Annotated in this window: 17 protein-coding genes and 1 pseudogene; 5 read left to right on the top strand and 13 right to left on the bottom strand. The window is 43.5% G+C overall.

Features of this window, described 5'->3' with window-relative positions:
• Positions 1 to 7 precede the first annotated feature (7 nt).
• Positions 8 to 910, top strand: a complete 903-nt coding sequence (locus Xish_RS14075) for a DMT family transporter (RefSeq protein WP_099118366.1) — start codon at positions 8 to 10, stop codon at positions 908 to 910.
• On the opposite strand, the gene Xish_RS14070 is transcribed toward Xish_RS14075, so the two are convergent.
• Complete coding sequence (locus Xish_RS14070; RefSeq protein ID WP_099118365.1) at positions 860 to 2,293, bottom strand: sensor histidine kinase; 1,434 nt, start codon at positions 2,291 to 2,293, stop codon at positions 860 to 862. The genes Xish_RS14075 and Xish_RS14070 overlap by 51 nt on opposite strands.
• Positions 2,293 to 2,958, bottom strand: a complete 666-nt coding sequence (gene tctD / locus Xish_RS14065; protein WP_099118364.1) for a transcriptional regulator TctD — start codon at positions 2,956 to 2,958, stop codon at positions 2,293 to 2,295. The genes Xish_RS14070 and tctD overlap by 1 nt, the downstream gene beginning before the upstream one ends.
• A 283-nt stretch (positions 2,959 to 3,241) precedes the next feature.
• On the opposite strand from tctD, the gene Xish_RS14060 reads away from it, so the two are divergent.
• Genes Xish_RS14060 through Xish_RS14050 form a run of 3 tightly spaced genes read left to right on the top strand, consistent with a single transcriptional unit; the run spans position 3,242 to position 6,180 of the window.
• On the top strand, positions 3,242 to 4,216 hold the full coding sequence (locus tag Xish_RS14060; RefSeq protein ID WP_099118363.1) for a Bug family tripartite tricarboxylate transporter substrate binding protein: 975 nt from the start codon (positions 3,242 to 3,244) through the stop codon (positions 4,214 to 4,216).
• Between the two features lie 13 nt (positions 4,217 to 4,229).
• Positions 4,230 to 4,661: a tripartite tricarboxylate transporter TctB family protein gene (locus Xish_RS14055; protein ID WP_099118362.1), complete on the top strand. Its 432-nt coding sequence runs from the start codon at positions 4,230 to 4,232 to the stop codon at positions 4,659 to 4,661.
• Between the two features lie 10 nt (positions 4,662 to 4,671).
• Positions 4,672 to 6,180, top strand: a complete 1,509-nt coding sequence (locus tag Xish_RS14050) for a tripartite tricarboxylate transporter permease (protein ID WP_099118361.1) — start codon at positions 4,672 to 4,674, stop codon at positions 6,178 to 6,180.
• 60 nt (positions 6,181 to 6,240) lie between these two features.
• On the opposite strand, the pseudogene fabB reads toward Xish_RS14050, so the two are convergent.
• Positions 6,241 to 7,454 (bottom strand): annotated as a pseudogene (gene fabB, locus Xish_RS14045) (beta-ketoacyl-ACP synthase I).
• A gap of 201 nt (positions 7,455 to 7,655) precedes the next feature.
• On the opposite strand from fabB, the gene mnmC reads away from it, so the two are divergent.
• On the top strand, positions 7,656 to 9,704 hold the full coding sequence (gene mnmC, locus Xish_RS14040; protein WP_099118360.1) for a bifunctional tRNA (5-methylaminomethyl-2-thiouridine)(34)-methyltransferase MnmC2/FAD-dependent 5-carboxymethylaminomethyl-2-thiouridine(34) oxidoreductase MnmC1: 2,049 nt from the start codon (positions 7,656 to 7,658) through the stop codon (positions 9,702 to 9,704).
• 96 nt (positions 9,705 to 9,800) lie between these two features.
• Here mnmC and Xish_RS14035 read toward each other — a convergent pair whose 3' ends face one another.
• The 10 genes from Xish_RS14035 to hutU all read right to left on the bottom strand — a co-directional run bounded on the left by Xish_RS14035 (position 9,801) and on the right by hutU (position 20,364).
• Positions 9,801 to 10,334 (bottom strand): GNAT family N-acetyltransferase, encoded by a 534-nt coding sequence (locus tag Xish_RS14035; RefSeq protein WP_099118771.1) that lies wholly within the window; start codon positions 10,332 to 10,334, stop codon positions 9,801 to 9,803.
• 5 nt (positions 10,335 to 10,339) lie between these two features.
• Positions 10,340 to 10,945, bottom strand: a complete 606-nt coding sequence (locus Xish_RS14030) for a coiled-coil domain-containing protein (protein WP_244186055.1) — start codon at positions 10,943 to 10,945, stop codon at positions 10,340 to 10,342.
• Positions 10,946 to 11,574: 629 nt separating this feature from the next.
• On the bottom strand, positions 11,575 to 11,850 hold the full coding sequence (locus Xish_RS14025; RefSeq protein ID WP_099118359.1) for a YfcL family protein: 276 nt from the start codon (positions 11,848 to 11,850) through the stop codon (positions 11,575 to 11,577).
• 22 nt (positions 11,851 to 11,872) lie between these two features.
• Positions 11,873 to 12,424, bottom strand: coding sequence for an elongation factor P hydroxylase (locus Xish_RS14020; RefSeq protein WP_099118358.1), 552 nt, complete (start codon positions 12,422 to 12,424; stop codon positions 11,873 to 11,875).
• 21 nt (positions 12,425 to 12,445) lie between these two features.
• Entirely contained in the window at positions 12,446 to 13,246 is an 801-nt protein-coding gene (locus Xish_RS14015) for a sulfite exporter TauE/SafE family protein (protein WP_099118357.1), read from the bottom strand.
• Between the two features lie 76 nt (positions 13,247 to 13,322).
• Positions 13,323 to 14,408 (bottom strand): chorismate synthase, encoded by a 1,086-nt coding sequence (gene aroC, locus Xish_RS14010; RefSeq protein WP_099118356.1) that lies wholly within the window; start codon positions 14,406 to 14,408, stop codon positions 13,323 to 13,325.
• A gap of 212 nt (positions 14,409 to 14,620) precedes the next feature.
• Positions 14,621 to 15,556: a 50S ribosomal protein L3 N(5)-glutamine methyltransferase gene (prmB, locus tag Xish_RS14005; protein WP_099118355.1), complete on the bottom strand. Its 936-nt coding sequence runs from the start codon at positions 15,554 to 15,556 to the stop codon at positions 14,621 to 14,623.
• A 109-nt stretch (positions 15,557 to 15,665) separates the two neighbouring features.
• Positions 15,666 to 17,030: an amino acid permease gene (locus tag Xish_RS14000; protein WP_099118354.1), complete on the bottom strand. Its 1,365-nt coding sequence runs from the start codon at positions 17,028 to 17,030 to the stop codon at positions 15,666 to 15,668.
• Positions 17,031 to 17,122: 92 nt separating this feature from the next.
• Complete coding sequence (gene hutH / locus Xish_RS13995; protein ID WP_099118353.1) at positions 17,123 to 18,655, bottom strand: histidine ammonia-lyase; 1,533 nt, start codon at positions 18,653 to 18,655, stop codon at positions 17,123 to 17,125.
• A gap of 14 nt (positions 18,656 to 18,669) precedes the next feature.
• Positions 18,670 to 20,364: a urocanate hydratase gene (hutU, locus tag Xish_RS13990; RefSeq protein ID WP_208614823.1), complete on the bottom strand. Its 1,695-nt coding sequence runs from the start codon at positions 20,362 to 20,364 to the stop codon at positions 18,670 to 18,672.
• Positions 20,365 to 20,456: the final 92 nt, after the last annotated feature.

The following is a 20,456-nucleotide window of genomic DNA, read 5'->3' as shown; positions in this document are numbered from 1 at the left end:
TCGCTTAATGAAGAACTTATTGTTTCCCCTCATCGCTGTGCTGATCTGGTCAATTAATGCCGTTGTTAGTAAAGCGGCTGCCACTCTTATTGAACCTGCTGCTATTGCTTTCTACCGATGGTTTATTGCTTTTCTGGCATTAACACCTTTTATCTTATTGCCAATCCTTAAACAGCGGAAAATCGTTGCGCAATATTGGTGGAAGTTATTGATTCTTGGTTCTCTGGGTATGGTGCTTAACCAAAGTCTGGCATACTACGCAGCCCATACCGTCAGTGCGACACTCATTGGTATTTTCACTTCATTGATACCATTATTAACCGTCATTATCAGTATTTTTGCCTTACGGGTTACCCCTACTGTTGGTATCACCCTCGGCACTGTGCTGTCTCTATTTGGCCTTGTGTGGCTGGTCAGCAAAGGGGAGCCATTTTCCCTATTGCAACAAGGTCTGGGTATTGGTGAAGTGATGATGTTTATTGCAGCCGCTTCTTATGCCTTATATGGGGTTTTAACCAAACGCTGGGCAATTCCATTACCTAACTGGCAATCACTTTATGTACAAATTGGATTTGGTGCTTTATTGCTTTTACCCAATTTCATGATGACAGATGATATTCAGTTAACGGCCGATAATATTTCTCTTGTTCTGTTTGCCGGCATTCCCGCATCCATTCTTGCACCCTATTTGTGGATACAGGGTGTCATTCGTATTGGCGCAAATATGACTTCTATTTTTATGAATCTGGCGCCCGTATTTACCGCCATCATTGCTATCGTGGCTCTCCATGAAGAAATGCACAGTTATCATTTAATTGGGGGAGGTATTGTTCTGGCTGGTGTGATACTTGCACAACAACTACGCATCCCGCTCACCCGCAGGAAGCCTGAATACAATTCGCACCAGTAATCCCCCCAACGCTTCACTGGGTAAAAGCTGGAGAGTGGTATTGTGATAACAGCAGATTTCTTTAACGATAGTCAGCCCCAATCCTGCCCCCTCCAGCCCTGCCGCGTTGTCCAGGCGGTTAAACGCCATCATTGATTGACGAATATCCTCTTGGGCAATGCCCGATCCTGAATCATCAACCTCAAGACAACCGTATTCTTTATCTGGCATTATACGCACCCTTCCCGTGACCATACCCGACTGGGGGGTATATTTAATGGCATTGTCCAGTAAGTTGGCGCACATTTCAGCTAACAACAGGGGATCTCCTTTGATCCACAAAGTCTCTTCTCCTTCATAACCCAAGTCAATATGTTTACTTTCTGCTTGCTGTAAGCGGGAAAAACAGGCCTGCTGCAACAACGCCACGATATTAACTGGCTGATAATTTTGTATTGCTTCTTTTTCATGTAACTTAAGCTGTGAAAGTTGCAATAAGCGATCCGTCAGCAAGATCATGTTATCCAAACTCTTATCAATCGCTGCCAGTGTATTATCCCGCTGCTTTGGATCTTGATCACTACGCGCTACCACAACTTGTGTTTTCAATACCGCTAACGGTGTCCTCAGTTGATGAGAAGCATCTGCGCTGAATCGCGCCTGGCGTCCAACCATTAATTTCAATCTTTCGATATATCGGTTAATTGATTGAAGCAGAGGTGAGAGTTCAGACCACGGTAAAATATTTGGTAAGGATGTCAGGTCGTTAGCCGGACGGCGGCTCATAATGCCTGAAAGTTTTCGCAACGGTTTAAGCAAACGTTTGAGCAGGATATACGCAAGGAGCAATGTCAAGAATACAACCGCGCCTTGGTTAACCAACGAAGAAAATAACAATTGATTCGCCATATCTTGTCGAGAAATAACGGTTTCTGCCACCAATATCAATGCCATCCCCATGATATTGTCTTCATTGACAGGCTGGTATAGCCCCACAACACGTATGGGTTGTCCCTGATATTCCGCATCATAAAAATAGGCCAGTGCCGTATACAGGGAAGAGCGTTGGGTATATTGTGGTATCCGAGGCAGATCATCATAACCGGAAATCGTGTTTCCTTCCGGCGATATAACCTGATAGTACAGGCGATCATTCGTATTGCGCTCAAAACTATCCAAGACAACATAAGGTACATTGACGATCAAGTTCTGATCCCGAACAGCCAGCCGTTCAGCAACCGTTCTTGCTGATGCAAGCAGTGTTCTGTCATAAGCTAACATGGCTGCATTTTTCACACTGACATACTGGCTATAGACAGAAGCACAGCCCAATAACAGTAGCGGTACACCAAAGAATAGCAGCAGTTGGTGGAATAACGATTGCGGTATTTTCAGATAATTCATTATGTCAGCCGCTCCAACCGATACCCCAACCCACGTAATGTTTTAATCTCGACATCACTATTGAGTAATTTTTTCCGCAGCCGATGAACATACAGCTCTATACTTTGTGGATTCGCTTCGTCCGATAGAGAAAATACCTGCTCAAACAGTTGCTGTTTAGAGACCGGACGTCCCCGACGATAAAATAGTGTGGTTAAAACAGATAATTCTCTGGGAGTCAGTGCCAGAGGGACATGATTCAATACGAAATACCCTTCACCTTCATAAGATAATGAGCCGAATTCCTGTACCTCTTGTGGTAGCGTTGAACTACGACGCAACAATGCGCGAATACGGGCTTCCAATTCCTGAAAATCAAAAGGCTTGGTCAAGTAATCATCAGCACCAGAATTCAATCCTTTCACACGATCTGTCACCTCTGTTTTAGCAGTCAATAACAGTACGGGTAAGTTTTGACCACGCTTGCGCAGACGTGATAATAAGGTGATCCCATCCATTCTGGGTAAAGTCACATCCAAAATTAACAGGGCATAATTTTCAGTTTGCAGCAGTTGATCTGCCACCATGCCATCTTCCGCCAGATCAACTACAAATCCAGAATTATTCAATGCTTTCTGCAACCAATGTGATAATTCAGGATGATCTTCAACCAATAAGAGACGCATCGATAATACCTATTGTCAAAAATTAACCAGAGAAATAAAACGGAGATATCGCCTAATTGCAATATTAAGATTTAGCAATTGCTTATGAGTTAACAAAGAACATGATTGAAAACAGTTTATTAACAAAAGTATGTGAAATACTGCGCAAATTAGGAGATTAAGGTCACACACGGATAATTTTTATTGTTAATGAAAGGTAATTGAAAGGTTTCATTCCTATAAGTAATCATGCGCCGGAAATCTGTTATTCATACCCTTTGCTGGTGCTATGTGAGGAACTAAAATGAAAACTTTCAAAACATTATTAACCGCAGTAAGCCTGCTTATTTGTACCTGCGCTTTTGCAACTTCAGCCCCTAATCGCACCGAATGCATTGCACCCGCTAAGCCTGGCGGAGGCTTTGATTTAACCTGCAAACTCGTCCAAATTTCGTTATTGGAAACCAAAGCCATCGATTCTCCCATGCGGGTAACCTTTATGCCCGGTGGCGTCGGTGCGGTTGCTTATAATGCCATCATTGCTCAACGGCCTACAGACGCAGGTGCGATTGTCGCCTTTTCCGGCGGTTCTCTGTTGAATCTTGCACAAGGCAAATTTGGTCGCTACAACGTCAATGATGTACGCTGGCTGGCCAGTGTCGGCACAGACTACGGCATGATTGCTGTGCGCAATGATTCTCCTTACAAAACGCTGACAGATTTGATGGCGGCTTTTAAAAAAGCTCCTGATAGTATTGTGTTTGGCGCAGGTGCTTCTATCGGTAGTCAAGACTGGATGAAAACCGCCTTGCTGGCAAAAGAAGCGGGTATTGATCCGCGCAAAATGCGCTATGTCGCGTTTGAAGGTGGCGGTGAGCCTATTACGGCGCTGTTAGGTAATCATATCCAAGTCGTATCCGGTGATCTGAGTGAAACTTTACCTTATCTCAATGGCGATAAAATTCGCATACTCGCGGTTTATGCAGATAAACGTCTGGACGGTGATCTGGCAAAAATCCCAACAGCCAAAGAACAGGGTTATGACCTTGTTTGGCCTGTTATTCGTGGCTTTTATGTAGGGCCAAAAGTGTCTGATGAACAATATCAATGGTGGGTAGATACTTTTAAAAAACTCCAGCAAACTACTGAATTCAAAAAACAACGGGAATTGCGCGGATTATTTGAATTCAATATGACTGGCAAAGAGTTGGATGACTATGTGAAAAAACAAGTTATTCAGTACCATGAAATGGCCAAATCCTTTGGTTTAGCGAAATAACAGAGGTAGCACCATGAGCGATCGTATCTTTGCTACTGTATGGCTGGTGTTATGTGGAATAGGGTTGGTCGTTGGATGGGGGATCCATAGTGAATATAGCTATGAACCTCTGGGTCCTCGCCCGTTTCCAATCGCTATTATTTCATTAATGGCATTCTGTGCTTTACTGTTGCTCTTTAAAAAACCTGATCTTGTCGACTGGCCGGCACTACAAGTATTACGTCGCTTAGTGTTATTGATTGCCACACTCACCATTTATGCATGGTCATTTGAGTGGCTAGGGTTTCCACTAGCCACCACATTATTGACTATCTGTGTGGCATTACTTTTTAACGCCACGCTCCTTGCTGCCATTATTTCTGGTGTAATTCTTGGTAGTTCGCTCTTTTTTGCTTTTGATCGTCTGCTCGATGTCACTCTGCCCGTCGGCAGTTGGCTCAGCTAAGGAGACAACGATGGATACTTGGATTTATCTGAGCCATGGCTTTGAAGTCGCATTAGTACCCAAAAATCTGGTCATTGCATTGATAGGCTGTTTTATCGGTACTGTTGTTGGATTACTGCCTGGGCTTGGTCCCATCAATGGGGTGGCAATCCTGCTGCCATTGGCTTTTGCATTAAAATTACCCGCTGAATCTGCCCTAATTTTATTGGCAACTGTCTACATCGGTTGTGAGTATGGGGGGCGTATCTCTTCAATCTTACTGAATGTACCAGGAGATGCCGCTGCCATTATGACAACCCTTGATGGCTACCCAATGGCAAAACAGGGACGAGCAGGCGTTGCACTCTCTATCTCTGCCGTCAGTTCGTTTTGCGGTTCACTTTTAGCTATCACGGGTATCATCTTGTTTGCCCCTCTTTTGGCGCAATGGTCTCTGGCATTTGGGCCTGCTGAGTACTTTGCACTCATGGTATTTGCCATCGCTTGTCTCGGCAGTATGATGAGCCAAAACCCCATAAAATCACTACTCGCGGCCTTAATCGGTTTGGCTTTAGCAACTGTGGGGGTGGACGCCAATACAGGTGTTTATCGTTTCACCTTTGATAATGTGCACCTTTCCGATGGTATTCAATTTATTGTCGTCGTAATCGGATTGTTTTCTGTCAGTGAAATTTTGTTGATGCTGGAGAGCACTTCTACGGGGCAAAAAGTCATTAGACAAACAGGGCGCTTGCTATTCAATAGAAAAGAAGCGGCAACGTGTGTAGGGCCAACCTTACGCTCTTCAGTGATCGGCTTTTTTGTCGGTATATTACCCGGTGCAGGAGCGACAATCGCCAGTGCAATTACATACATGACCGAAAAACGGCTCAGCGGTAACAGTGATTCATTTGGTAAAGGTGATATCCGCGGTGTAGCTGCACCAGAGGCTGCGAATAATGCATCAGCATGTGGCTCATTCATCCCCATGTTGACGCTCGGTGTACCCGGCTCAGGAACAACAGCAGTCATGTTAGGTGCTTTAACGCTTTATAATATTACTCCTGGCCCTACTATGTTTACAGAGCAGCCCGATATCGTTTGGGGTCTCATTGCTGCTTTATTGATTGCCAACGTGCTATTGCTTATCATGAATATTCCGATGATTGGGGTATTTACTCGTATGCTAAGTATTCCGATGTGGTTCTTGGTTCCTTCAATCGCCATTGTTTCCGCAGTCGGTGTGTATGCTGTCCACAGTACTACTTTTGATCTGATGTTGATGGTTGGGTTAGGCGTTTTCGGTTATATACTTCGAAAAATGAATTTTCCAATGTCACCACTGATCTTGGGCTTCGTTTTAGGTGAAATGCTGGAGCAAAACCTACGACGAGCGCTATCAATCAGCAATGGAAATTTTGAGATCTTGTGGAGTAGCACTATTACACAAGTTTTGCTGGTTCTGGCAGGATTGGTGATTGTCATCCCACCCGTTTTACGCATCATTAATAAACGCCGTAATAAAATCACGGCTTCTTAATAAAAATAGCCAATCCACATAATTGATGGATTGGCTGTTAATTTTTTATGGCTTAAAAAATTAGTTTGAATACTTGCGCATCACCAGGGATGCATTTGTACCACCGAACCCGAAGCTATTGGACATAACTGTTCTTAGCTCGCGTTCGGTAGGTTCTGTAACAATATTCATACCCAGTGCTTTTTCATCCAGGTTTTCAATATTGATGCTTGGTGCAATAATTCCATGCTCTAACATCAATAAGCTGTAAATCGCTTCATGAGCACCTGCTGCACCCAATGAATGCCCTGTCATCGCCTTGGTGGCAGAAATGGCTGGTGTATTGTCACCAAAAACTTCTCTAATGGCTTCCAGTTCTTTCAAATCACCAATTGGTGTCGAAGTTCCGTGGGTATTAACGTAATCGACTCCACCTTCAACACCATCTAATGCCATCTTCATACAACGTACAGCGCCTTCTCCAGAAGGAGCGACCATATCCGCGCCATCTGAATTTGCCCCATAACCGATGATTTCAGCATAAATATGTGCACCACGGGCTAATGCATGCTCTAATTCTTCAACAACAACAATACCGCCCCCCCCGCGATCACGAAACCATCGCGATCCTGATCATAAGTACGGGAGGCTAGTTCGGGTGTTTCATTATACTTAGTGGAAAGTGCTCCCATTGCATCAAATTCACAAGCCATTTCCCAGCTTAATTCCTCACCACCGCCAGCAAAAATAATATCTTGCTTACCGAGTTGGATTAATTCAACGGCATGACCGATACAATGTGCAGAAGTTGAGCAGGCAGAACTGATGGAGTAGTTGACTCCTTTGATCTTAAACGGTGTTGCTAAGCACGCTGATACGCCAGAGGCCATTGCCCGAGTGACCATATAAGGCCCAACACCCCGCAACCCACGGGCACGCATACCATCTGAGCCAGCGACTTGGTTATAGGGAGAGCCTCCTCCTGAACCAACAACCAATCCAGTACGAAGATTAGAAACCTGTTCATCGGACAGGCCGGAATCTTTAATTGCCTCATCCATTGCCAGATAAGCATAAATAGATGCGTCACTCATGAAACGTAAAGTTTTGCGGTCAATCAAACCAGAAGTATCCAGTTTTACATTACCCCAAACATGGCTGCGCATGCCCATTTCTTTAAATTTTTCAGAGAAAGTTATTCCGGAACGGCCCTCTTTCAGAGATTCCAGCACCTCTTTCTGGTTATTACCAATACTGGAAACAATACCCAGACCGGTGATCACTGCACGTTTCATTACTTACCTCATCAATATGTTTACCTGCGGGATTTATTCACCTGCACTTTAGCGTACACTTGTACGCCGAACAAGTCCGATCAGGTTAAAAATTCAAGGAAAAATTGATCTGGACTCAACTCTGAAGCTTTACCATGAGTGGTGCTACCAAATGAAGACAGTTAAAATCCACATATTATTATCAACAGTACAGGCATTATTGTGAAAAGCAGTACTATCAACAACGCAACCCTAAGCTGGAATGAGCAGGGCACTCCCATTTCAGAGCATTTTGATGACGTTTATTTTTCAAATCAAGATGGCTTGGAAGAGACATTGTATGTATTTTTGCAAGGTAATCATTTTCCTCAACGTTTTAATACTCATTCCCGCCCAGAGTGCGTTATTGCCGAAACAGGATTTGGTACTGGATTGAATTTTCTGACACTTTGGCGATCTTTCTCTCATTTTAGACAACAATATCCTGAAGCTGCATTAAAACGACTGCATTATATCAGTTTTGAAAAATACCCCTTAAAAGCAACTGACCTGAAAACAGCACACCAACGTTGGCCAGAACTCGCGGAGTTTTCTGTACAACTATGCCAACAATGGCCCTTACCGTTAGCGGGTTGCCATAGATTTATTCTGGATAATGGCACCATTACCTTGGATCTTTGGTTTGGCGATGTAAATGATTTATTACCGAAAATAAATTCAAACCTGACGGGGAAAGTGGATGCCTGGTTTTTAGATGGTTTTGCGCCAGCAAAAAATCCACAAATGTGGAGTGAACAGTTGTTCGCTGCAATGGCAAAATTTTGCCGTCCTGAAGGTACGTTTGCCACTTTTACATCTGCCGGAATAGTCCGCCGAGGATTACAAGAAGCGGGTTTCAGTGTCACTAAAGTTAAAGGATTTGGGCGTAAAAGAGAAATGCTGACTGGGATTTTATCTCCATTAAGCGCCCCACGTTCCTTACCTCATATCCCTTGGTTTTCTCGCAAAGCCGCGACTCATACCGATGATATTGCAATCATCGGTGGCGGTATTGCCAGCGCACTGACCGCACTTGCACTATTGCGCCGTGGTGCCAAAGTGACACTGTATTGCCAGGATGCCCAACCTGCCCAAAATGCGTCCGGCAATCAACAAGGAGCTCTTTACCCTTTACTGAATGGTAATGACGATCCATTAGAACGCTTCTTTACATCAGCATTTACTTTTGCCCGCCGTCAGTACGATCAGTTAATTGACGAAAATGTATCGTTCGATCACCAATGGTGTGGTGTCAGCCAATTAGCTTATGATGAAAAAAGCGCGAATAAAATCAGCAAAATGCTACGGGCAATATGGCCAGAAGAAATTGCACTCGGCATGAGCCGCAACCAATTAAGCTATGTAAGTGGTTTAGATGTAAATTATGATGGCATTCACTATCCACAAGGAGGATGGTTATATCCCGCACAACTGACTCAAGCGGTGATTAAACTGGCTGAACAACGTGGAATGCAGGTCTATTTTAATCATAAAGTCACTCAGCTCATTCAAAGTGAAAACGGCTGGCAATTGCAGATTGAACATAAGGAAAACCTGCAATGCAAGGATCACAAAGTTGTCATTATTACTAATGGTCACTGTCTGCCACAATTTGAACAGACTAAAAAACTCCCTGTTACCGCTGTTCGTGGTCAAGTTAGCCATATTCCAACTACAGATAGCCTAAACCAATTGAAAAGTGTACTGTGTTACGATGGCTACATGACTCCCGTTAATCCTAATAATCAATATCACTGTCTTGGTGCCAGTTATCAACGTAATCAGTTAGATACACTGTACTCTTCTATCGAACAACAAGAAAATCGAGATCGTTTATTAAAATGTTTCCCTAATGTTGATTGGCCACAGGAAGCTGACATTTCAGAAGAGAAGTCTCGCCAGGGTATCCGCTGTGTCATTCGGGATCATATGCCAATGGTTGGAAATGTTCCTGTTTTCAGTGAGCTTATGGATAAATATGCAAATTTATCTTTGCAAATAAATACGAATAAAATCATTGAAGAATCTCCTTGTTACCCAGACTTATTTGTTCTTGGTGCATTGGGTTCACGTGGATTATGTTCTGCTCCTTTAAGTGCAGAATTATTGGCTAGCCAAATTTTTGCGGAACCTCTACCGCTTGATGATGAGACACTAGCGGCTTTACATCCAAATCGCTTTTGGGTTAGGAAGCTATTACGTGGCAAAGCAGTCAGAACAGAAAAACCTTAAAGTGGTCTACTCTATTGCATCAGGTATGGAAATAATCATGCCTGGTGCCCCCACGGTCTTTATTTCCAAAACTGATATTTTTCCAAATTCAATATGTTATTTAGCTATGGTGGTCATAGTAAGCAAACGTTTCATTGCACAACGTTGTTCCTCAGCAAATCCATAATCAATTTCACTTTGTAGTATTTGCTGCAATGGCTCAGAAAGTTGCTGCGAATCTAAGATTTCAAATCCCAATTTATGATAAAAAGGTGCGTTCCAATTAACATAACGAAAAGTTGTTAATGTCACAGCGCTAAGATGGCGTTGTTCAGCAACCTGAATTACTTTTTCAATCAATGCCTTTCCGATACCTTTTCTCTGCCAACTTTCATGCACAGAAAGCTCCATAATATGTAACCCATCATCTAATGGCTTAGCTAAAATAAAACCAATAGGCCAAGACTCTTCATTAAGGGCAACCCAGCTATTGCCTTGCGTAATATAGCCCAAATGTTGCTGCTCCGTTTGCACATGGCCATCAACTATCCAAGCCAGTTCAGGTATAAATCTAAATAATTTCGCAGCAGAATGTTCTACTGCGGGTAAATGAGTTACATCTGATTTTTGTGTTAAGCGAATAGAAGGCATTGTGTTCAAATCATAAACCTCATTGCTGCAATAATGACACCAGAAAAACCAAACATCATTGTGACCATCCATTTGGTTTGAGCAACTATTTTATTGGATAGATCCTCACTTACAGTTGATATTTTCTGATGTATAGATGATATATCCTTGCGTATAGATGAAATATCACTACGTACCGCTACCATATCCTTCTGCAAAGTCGATATATCACTACGTACCGCTACCATATCCTTCTGTAAAGTCGATATATCACTACGTACCGCTACCATATCACTCTGCAAGGTCGATATAGTACTGCTTACAGATCCCATATTACTCTGCAAGGGTAATATATTTCCTCGCATAGAAGATATTTCTTTATGAGTCAATGAATTAATAGATTCAATATCCGCTTTTGTTGCATAATTTGACTTTATAACAGCAACATCCATTTTTATTTGAGCAACGTCAGACCCCAGATTTTCAACTCTTTTTTCCAGTGTTGTATTCATCACTTCTTTCTCAACCAGTTTCAATGAGTCAGTATTTATCGATTCAGGTAATAAAAGTATTTTGTCACTTTCAGTATGATCATTGTAACCATTTTGAACAAAATTATTTTCCATTTTCATGTCACTATTTCCTGAAGAATCCTTTTCTGATTTTGACTTTCCAAAGGGAATTTATTTTTTATTAAAATGAAACTTGGATTCACATAACAATACCCCACCTATTAAACCAGTTAATTATCTATAATTTTCAATTGGTTAATCAGGCAAATCACTTCCCATCAACATATCATAGTCAAAACTTTAGCATCATCACTTATTTTAATCATCAGTCGTTCTATTAATAACAGAGTTATTTAAAATAAATAATAAAATAATCCCATTAACCCTCATTAAAATAAAATATATTTATAAATCATTTTAATGATAAGTAAAAACATTCTTAAATAAGAGTAAAAAATAGAATTTAATTATTTTACTCACCATTTACCTTTAACCACGCTCAATATATTAACACCCTAATTATTTTAATTTTAATCAAAAATACATTCGGAATAGATTTAAAAACCAGATTACTATACTTTATATTTACTATAAAAAGATCAATAAAGATTTAATTATCACTATTTATTTCCAATATTGAGAAGCACTACGAATTTTTTTGTCATTAAAGGTGGGGATTTCCTCGGTTCAAGCAAAAAATAAAGGGCTATATGAATAGCCCTAAATAAATTTATTTTTATATCAAAAAATTAAGCTCTTGCACTATCCAGCAGTTTTTGCCAGGTTGACAAAACCAAAATCTGATCTGGTGGAGCCAGCTCTCCCGCTTTAATTGCTTTATGGATGCTTTCTTCAACACGTTGATGGAGCTGTTCAACTGTATTTGCACCTTCTTGCTCTAATTCAGCAACAGCTAATGTCAGATGCCCGCGGAGGTAGCCACCAGCAAATAATTCATCATCACTGGCATGTTCAACCATATCATCAATTTGCGCCAGAATACGCGTTTCAAACTCTGCGAGCATTATTTTTTCCTCAAAATCAATTTCAGTTAGCAAAGAGATCTTCCGGATAAGGAAAATGCTCTGCTTTTAATGGAGGCGTATTGTAGAACGATTGCAGACCTTGAATAAAGCGTGCAGCGCGTGTGGGTATCCCATTTTCGAGGTATTGCATGACTTGCGCATGCACTTTCCGCTGAAAAGCAAGGCGATCCGGCTCAAAATCACCTTCAAGGTTGTCACAACTGACATTAAAGGGAAATCCCGCTGCTACACAGAATAACCATTCCAGCGATTGCGGTTTAATTTCCACTTTTTCAAACGCTCCTTGAGTCTGGGCATCACGCCCATCAGGGCAATACCAGTACCCAAAATCAATCAGTTTGCGACGCTCTTCGCCCGCAATGCACCAATGAGAAATTTCATGTAATCCACTAGAATAAAATCCGTGGGCAAACACTATCCGGTTATAGTTCACTTCATTATCTGCCGGTAGATAAATCGGCTCATCATCACCTTTTATCAAACGAGTGTTATAGTCATTGCTAAAACAATTATCAAAAATTTCAACCAGTTGCTGATAATGATGTGCAGTCATGTATTAATGCCAGATCCTAAATCAAAAATAAAATGCCAGCCAAGAACGGACTGCATCTCCGTGGTGATCATAAAGCAGTTTGATGCTCATCAAAAAGGAAATTGTCACCAACAGCGGACGAATGAGTTTCTTCCCTTTGCTCAGTACTAAACTCGCTCCAAATCGCGCACCGATTATTTGTCCTATTAGCATCACAATTCCTGCCAGCCATAAGATCTGTCCACCAAGAACAAAGAATCCCAAGGCTCCGATGTTAGATGCAAAGTTTAGTACTTTGGCATGAGCCGTTGCTTTTGCTAAATTGTAACCACAAAGCATGACATAAGAGAGTGCGAAAAAAGATCCCGTTCCTGGCCCAAACACGCCATCGTAAAAACCAATACCACATCCGGCAAGACAACCAAATGCTATTGGGCCAAGACGATGTTGCCGATCTTCTGCTCCAATATTCGGCACCAATAGGAAATAAAGACCAATAATGATTACCAGCACCGGCAATAAATAACGCAGAAAATCCGGTGAGATAAATTGAACCAACAAAGCGCCCAACATGGCGCCAATTATCATCATGAAGATAGCAAAACGCTGAGAACGCAAATCCACTACGCCACGGCGGATAAAATAGAGACTGGCAGAAAAAGAGCTACCTATAGCCTGTAATTTACTTGTTGCCAGCGCCTGAACAGGAGAAACCCCTACCGATAGCAACGCCGGAATGGTCAATAATCCACCACCTCCAGCAATGGAATCGATAAATCCCGCCACCATCGCAACCAAAAAGAGAAGAGCGTAAATTTCCGTTCCCAATAATGACCATTCCATTATGCATTTCACCAGAAAACTGCGTGTCCATTATTATGATGCCTTTTAGCACCAGCCGAGTGTGTAGCTTCCCTGACTACCAACATGGAAGCGGTGGAGTCACATCGGCACATTGTGCCCGCTGGCGCAGTAAGTGATCCATCAGTACAATTGCCATCATTGCTTCTGCGATGGGTACTGCACGAATACCGACGCAAGGATCATGTCGGCCGCGAGTCACCATTTCTACTTCTTCTCCCTGACGATTGATAGTCTTGCCTGGCACCATAATACTGGATGTCGGTTTCAAGGCGATATGCGCAACAATCGGCTGACTACTGCTAATTCCGCCTAAAATGCCACCGGCATGATTACTGGTAAATCCTTGTGTCGTCATTTCATCACGGTTTTCACTGCCACGTAAGTTGATAACACCGAAACCCTCACCAATTTCAACACCTTTTACCGCGTTAATGCTCATCAAAGCATGCGCAAGGTCGGCATCCAAACGGTCAAAAATCGGTTCACCCAATCCAGCCGGTACGTTTTCGGCAACCACACTTACTTTCGCACCGATGGAATCTCCCTCTTTTTTCAATGTCCGAAGTAATTCATCAAGCTGAGTCAACTTACTCTCATCCGGGCAGAAAAAAGGATTTTGTTCTACAAGATCCCAATCTTTCAGTTCACAGTGGATATCGCCCATTTGGGTCAGACAAGCACGAATAAGGATACCGTGTTTTTCGAATAGATATTTTTTAGCAATTGCCCCTGCTGCAACGCGCATGGCGGTTTCACGGGCAGATGAACGTCCACCACCACGATAATCACGCAGTCCATATTTCTGTTCGTAGGTATAGTCAGCATGGCCTGGGCGGAAAACATCTTTAATCGCACTGTAATCTTGTGAACGCTGATCGGTGTTTTCAATCATCAGGCCAATGCTAGTACCTGTTGTCACCCCGTTAAAAACACCAGAAAGAATGCGAACTTGATCGGGTTCACGACGCTGTGTCGTATAACGGGAGGTTCCCGGACGGCGCCTGTCCAAGTCAATTTGTAAGTCAGCTTCTGTAATAGCAATGCCTGGTGGAACACCATCGACAACGCATCCCAGTGCGATCCCGTGAGATTCACCAAATGTGGTGACACGAAAAAACTGCCCAATACTATTTCCTGCCATGCCTACCCTGCCATCATTTCTGTACATTTAAAAAGAGCGAATAACAATAACTCACCCAATGATTAAAACCTATCTTATTTCAGTAATTTTATTTGCCTTTTATCCTTAATTTTTCGAGCAACAATATTGCTAGCTACGACCCGAAAATCCACTGGATATAGGTTCAATTTATATGAAACATCCGTTTTAACCATTGGATGAATGAAAAAATATCAGTCTTTGAATTGCTGGAAATAGTCTTTATATTCAACAAGCTGCTGGCGAGTTATCACGAAAACACCATCACCATAATCATGTTCGAATGTCAGCCATTTGAATGGTACTTCAGGGTATTGCTCAATCAGGTGTACCATACTGTTACCTACTTCACATACCAGTATTCCATCTTCTGAAAGGAAATCCGGAGCTGTGGCCAGAATACGACGAACCAAATCTAACCCGTCAATACCGGCAGCCATGGCTAATTCAGGTTCATGATCGTATTCCTGAGGAAAATCACTCATATCTTCTTCATCGACATACGGAGGATTAGTGACAATGATGTCGTATTTCACTGATGGTATATCATGAAATAGATCTGAACGAATCGGGATTACACGGTGAGAAAGTTTATGATTCTCTATATTTATTTCCGCAACTTCCAAAGCATCTGGAGAAATATCAACAGCATCAACTTCGGCTTCAGGGAAGGCATGAGCACAGGCGATTGCAATACAACCGCTCCCTGTACAAAGATCCAAAATTGTCGATGGCTGACGTGAGATAAGTCCTTCAAAATGGTTGTCAATCACATCTCTAATCAGTGAACGTGGAATCAGAACTCGCTCATCGACATAAAATTCATGACCACAGAACCAGGCTCGATTTATCAAATAAGCAACTGGAACACGTTCATTAATACGACGTAAGACAAGTTCCACGATGCGTTGACGCTCTGTAGATGTCAGGCGTGCAGCCATCATCGAATCAGGGACATCCATAGGCAAACGCAATGAAGGGAGAATTAATTGCAAAGCCTCGTCCCAAGGATTACATGCAGTATGTCCACAATAGATATCCGATTCGCTAAAACGGCTAGTAGACCAACGCAACATATCTAAAATGGTACGCAGCTCTGCAACAGCCTCATCGACTAAAATTTTGTCCAAAAAACACCTCCAAACAACAAAAAAGATATATCAACTCGTTAGTTTGCCATGATCCAGAACACAAATCAGCTTTCTTAACACCGAGTTATCTTAGGGTGATATGGGAGGGTTAGCCATGACTTGGTTTTTTCACCCATAAATAATAGCTAACAGTCAATAATATTATCCATACTATCCCTACGTATAATGCAATCCGAGTATTTGGGAAATACCCTAATACTGCAATAACAAATGCCATAAAAGCAATGGCCAGAGTCGGCGCAACCGGCCAGAAAGGAACAGGGAATTTAAGCTGTTTAGCCTCTTCTGCCGGCATTTTTCGACGCATAACATATTGTGACAGCAAAATCATCAGCCATACCCAAACGGTTGCAAATGTTGCGATGGAAGCAATGATGACAAAAACTTGTTCCGGCAACAAATAATTCAAAAGGACACCCACCAACAAGATCCCTGACATCGCCAGCACAGTAACCCACGGTACTCCGTTTTTAGTCAGTTGGGTAAAAGAGGCTGGGGCCTGTTTTTCCTGTGCCATGCCATACATCATCCGTCCGGCACCAAAGATATCACTGTTAATTGCGGAAATTGCAGCAGTAATGACGACAATATTTAAAATATTGGCTGCGGAGTCAATTCCCAGGCTGGAGAATATCTGGACAAATGGGCTGCCATTTTGTCCCACTTGATTCCACGGATAAATGCACATCAAAACAAACAGTGTAAGAACATAGAACAGTAAGATACGGAACGGAACCGCATTGATCGCGCGTGGAATGGATTTTTCTGGATTTTTAGCTTCACTGGCCGTGATGCCGATGACTTCAATGCCACCAAAGGCAAACATAACGACTGTAAACGAAGCAATCACCCCCGCTATGCCGTTTGGCATAAATCCACCATGTTCCCATAAATTCGACAGTCCCGTGATATGCTCGGCTTCCTGACCAAATCCATACATCATGATGGCAAAACCGCCGATAATCATGGCGATAATCGCAGCAACCTTGATGATAGATAGCCAAAATTCCATTTCACCAAATACCTTGACGTTACATAGGTTAATTGCTCCGATGAAAAAGACAATACCAAGTACCCAAATCCACTGGTCAACATGGGGAAACCAGAGCTTCATATAAATACCAAATGCGGTGACGTCAGCAAGACAAACAACCAGCATTTCAAATACGTAAGTCCATCCGGTCAGAAAACCCGCCAATGGCCCTAAGTATTGGGTGGCATAATAAGAGAAAGAGCCTGGCGCAGAGCGATGTACCGCCATTTCCCCCAATGCCCTCATGACCATAAAAACGGCTGCACCGCCAATGGCATAAGCCAGCAATACCGCAGGGCCCGCGGCTTTAATCGCTCCCGCTGAACCATAGAAAAGACCTGTGCCAATTGCCGAACCCAATGCCATAAACCGAATGTGGCGAACGCTTAACCCGCGCTTGAGTTGTGAAATGTTTTGCATGATTTATCCTTGTGTCTTTTATTATTAGATTGGAAGAGATAAATACTACGATAAGGCCGGATTTTATCCGGCCAGAAACGATGTGTTTGTACTTATTTTTCTAAGATATTTCCAGTCGGCAACAAAGCAGAAAGTTGCTGCTCAGCCAACAACTGGATTGCTGCATCAATATCCGGTGCGAAAAAGCGGTCTTTATCATAATGTGCAACTTTATCACGAAGAATATGGCGAGCTTTTTCTAAGATCGAGCTACTCTTCAAGCCATGACGAAAATCCATGCCCTGGCAAGCTGTCAACCATTCAATCGCCAAGATCCCACGCACGTTATCTGCCATCTCCCACAGGCGACGGCCTGCGGCGGGTGCCATTGAAACGTGATCTTCCTGATTGGCAGATGTCGGCAGGCTATCGACGCTGGAAGGATGCGCCAGCGCCTTGTTCTCACTTGCCAGCGCAGCCGCAGTTACCTGTGCAATCATGAAACCGGAGTTAACACCGCTGTTTTCGACTAAAAATGGGGGCAACTGGGACATATTGCTATCCATCAGCAAGGCAATGCGGCGTTCTGATAATGAACCGATTTCTGCCAGCGCAATAGCCAGATTATCCGATGCCATAGCGACGGGTTCCGCGTGGAAATTACCACCAGAAATCACTTCATCTTCTTCAGTAAATACCAGGGGGTTATCAGAGACTGCATTGGCTTCAACCATGATGACATCAGCAGCATGGCGGATTTGGGTTAAACAAGCGCCCATGACCTGTGGCTGGCAGCGTAATGAATAAGGATCCTGGACTTTAGGGCAGTCTTTATGGGATTCACAAATCTCACTTTGTTCTTCTAAGGCCAAACGGTAAAGGGCTGCCACATCAATCTGGCCTTTCTGACCCCGTGCTTCATGGATACGTGCATCAAACGGTTTACGGGAACCAAGAGCAGCTTCAACAGACAGGGCGCCACAAACAATCGCTGATGCGAGTAAATCTTCTGCGGCAAATAGCCCTTTTAAGGCAAAGGCTGTAGAAACCTGCGTACCGTTAAGCAGTGCTAGCCCTTCTTTTGCAACCAAACACATCGGCGCAAGGCCTGCTTTTTCCAGTGCCACGTTTGCCGGCAGCCATTCACCACGATAGCGGGCTTTACCTTCTCCCAACAATAACAGGCTCATATGTGCCAATGGCGCTAAGTCACCGGAAGCCCCTACCGAACCTTTGCTCGGAATACAGGGATAAACTTCAGCGTTAACCAAGGCAACCAATCCCTGAATGACTTCCAGACGAATGCCAGAATAACCACGGGCAAGGCTATTAATTTTCAATACCATAATCAAGCGGACAATTTCATCCGGCAACGGCTCACCCACTCCCGCAGCATGTGATAATACAATAGAACGCTGCAACTCTTCCAAATCCTGTTCTGCAATACGGGTATTCGCCAGCAAGCCAAAACCGGTATTGATGCCATAAGCCGTTCTGTTTTCACTGATGATGCGATTCACACAAGCGACACTGCTTTCAATCGCAGGAAAGCAGTGTTCATCTAAACGAATGTGAACAGGGTGCTGATAAACATGGCGTAATTCGTCAAGCGTCATTTTTCCTGGATGAATAGTAATATTTTTCATTTTAACAACGCTCCTTATTTCGCATCATTCGCTGGCAGGTTTAACATTGGCAGGTTTAGCCCCTGCTCTTTCGCACACTGGATAGCCAATTCATAGCCCGCATCGGCATGGCGCATAACGCCCGTTGCTGGATCATTGTGTAATACACGAGCAATCCGCTCAGCCGCTTCATCTGTTCCATCACAAACAATGACCATGCCGGAATGTTGAGAAAATCCCATACCAACACCACCACCATGATGCAGGGAAACCCATGTCGCACCACCAGCCGTATTCAGTAAGGCATTCAGTAATGGCCAGTCAGAAACTGCGTCAGAACCATCTTGCATGGATTCAGTTTCACGATTAGGGCTGGCGACAGAGCCGGAATCCAGATGGTCACGGCCAATCACGATGGGTGCGGAAAGTTCCCCACGGCGAACCATCTCATTGAATGCTAAACCTAATTTGGCACGATCCCCCAACCCCACCCAACAAATACGTGCAGGCAAGCCCTGGAAACTGATGCGCTCTCTCGCCATATCTAACCAACGGTGTAAATGGGCATCATCCGGCAGCAGCTCTTTTACCTTAGCATCGGTTTTATAAATATCTTCAGGTTCACCGGAAAGTGCCGCCCACCGGAAAGGACCGATGCCACGACAGAACAGAGGGCGAATGTAAGCGGGAACAAATCCGGGAAAATCAAAGGCATGATCAACACCCATCTCTTTCGCCATTTGGCGGATATTATTACCATAATCGAAGGTAGGTATACCCTGTTTCTGGAAGGCCAGCATGGCTTCAACGTGTACAGCCATTGACGCTTTTGCCGCTTGGATCACCTCTTCTGGCTCACTTTCGGCACGGCGGCAATACGCTTCCCATGACCAACCTACTGGCAAGTAACCATGTAATGGATCATGGGCGCTGGTTTGGTCTGTCACCATATCAGGGCGCACACCACGACGTACTAATTCAGGCAAAATTTCTGCAGCATTGCCACACAATGCTACGGATATTGCTTTACCTTCTTGGGCATAACGTTCCATACGCACCAAAGCATCATCCAGATCAACGGCCTGCTCATCCACATATTTGGTACGCAGACGAAAATCAATGCGGCTTTGTTGACATTCGATAGTTAATGAAGAGGCACCTGCCAATGTCGCAGCCAGTGGCTGGGCACCCCCCATACCGCCCAGACCTGCCGTCAATATCCAACGTCCGGTTAAATTGCCGTTGTAGTGTTGGCGGCCTGCCTCGACAAACGTTTCGTAAGTTCCCTGAACAATGCCCTGACTGCCAATATAAATCCAACTACCGGCGGTCATCTGGCCATACATAGCCAGCCCTTTGGCATCCAGCTCGTTAAAATGTTCCCATGTCGCCCAGTGTGGAACCAAATTCGAGTTAGCAATTAATACACGCGGAGCATTCTCATGGGTTTTGAACACCCCCACAGGTTTACCGGATTGCACCAGCAGGGTTTCATCACTTTCCAGATCCTTTAAGGTTTCAACGATTTTTTCATAACATTCCCAGTTTCTGGCTGCACGACCAATGCCACCATAAACCACTAATTCATGAGGGTTTTCTGCTACATCGGGATCAAGGTTATTCATGAGCATACGAAGTGGGGCTTCGGTTAGCCAACTTTTTGCTGTGAGTTGCGTTCCTCTGGGAGCGCGAATGGTTACGTTGCTGAATTTATTATTTTGCATCGTCACGGTTTTTTCCTATCTCATCGTTGTGAATTTTGTTAACTGTATAGTTGTATATACATGTACATTCAATAGGCAAAAATGTGACAGAGATAAAG

Origin of the sequence: Xenorhabdus ishibashii (assembly GCF_002632755.1) — a bacterium.
Lineage (GTDB): Bacteria > Pseudomonadota > Gammaproteobacteria > Enterobacterales > Enterobacteriaceae > Xenorhabdus > Xenorhabdus ishibashii.
The sequence above is the reverse complement of the archived record's forward strand: the minus strand, read 5'-3'. Positions and strand labels throughout refer to the sequence as shown.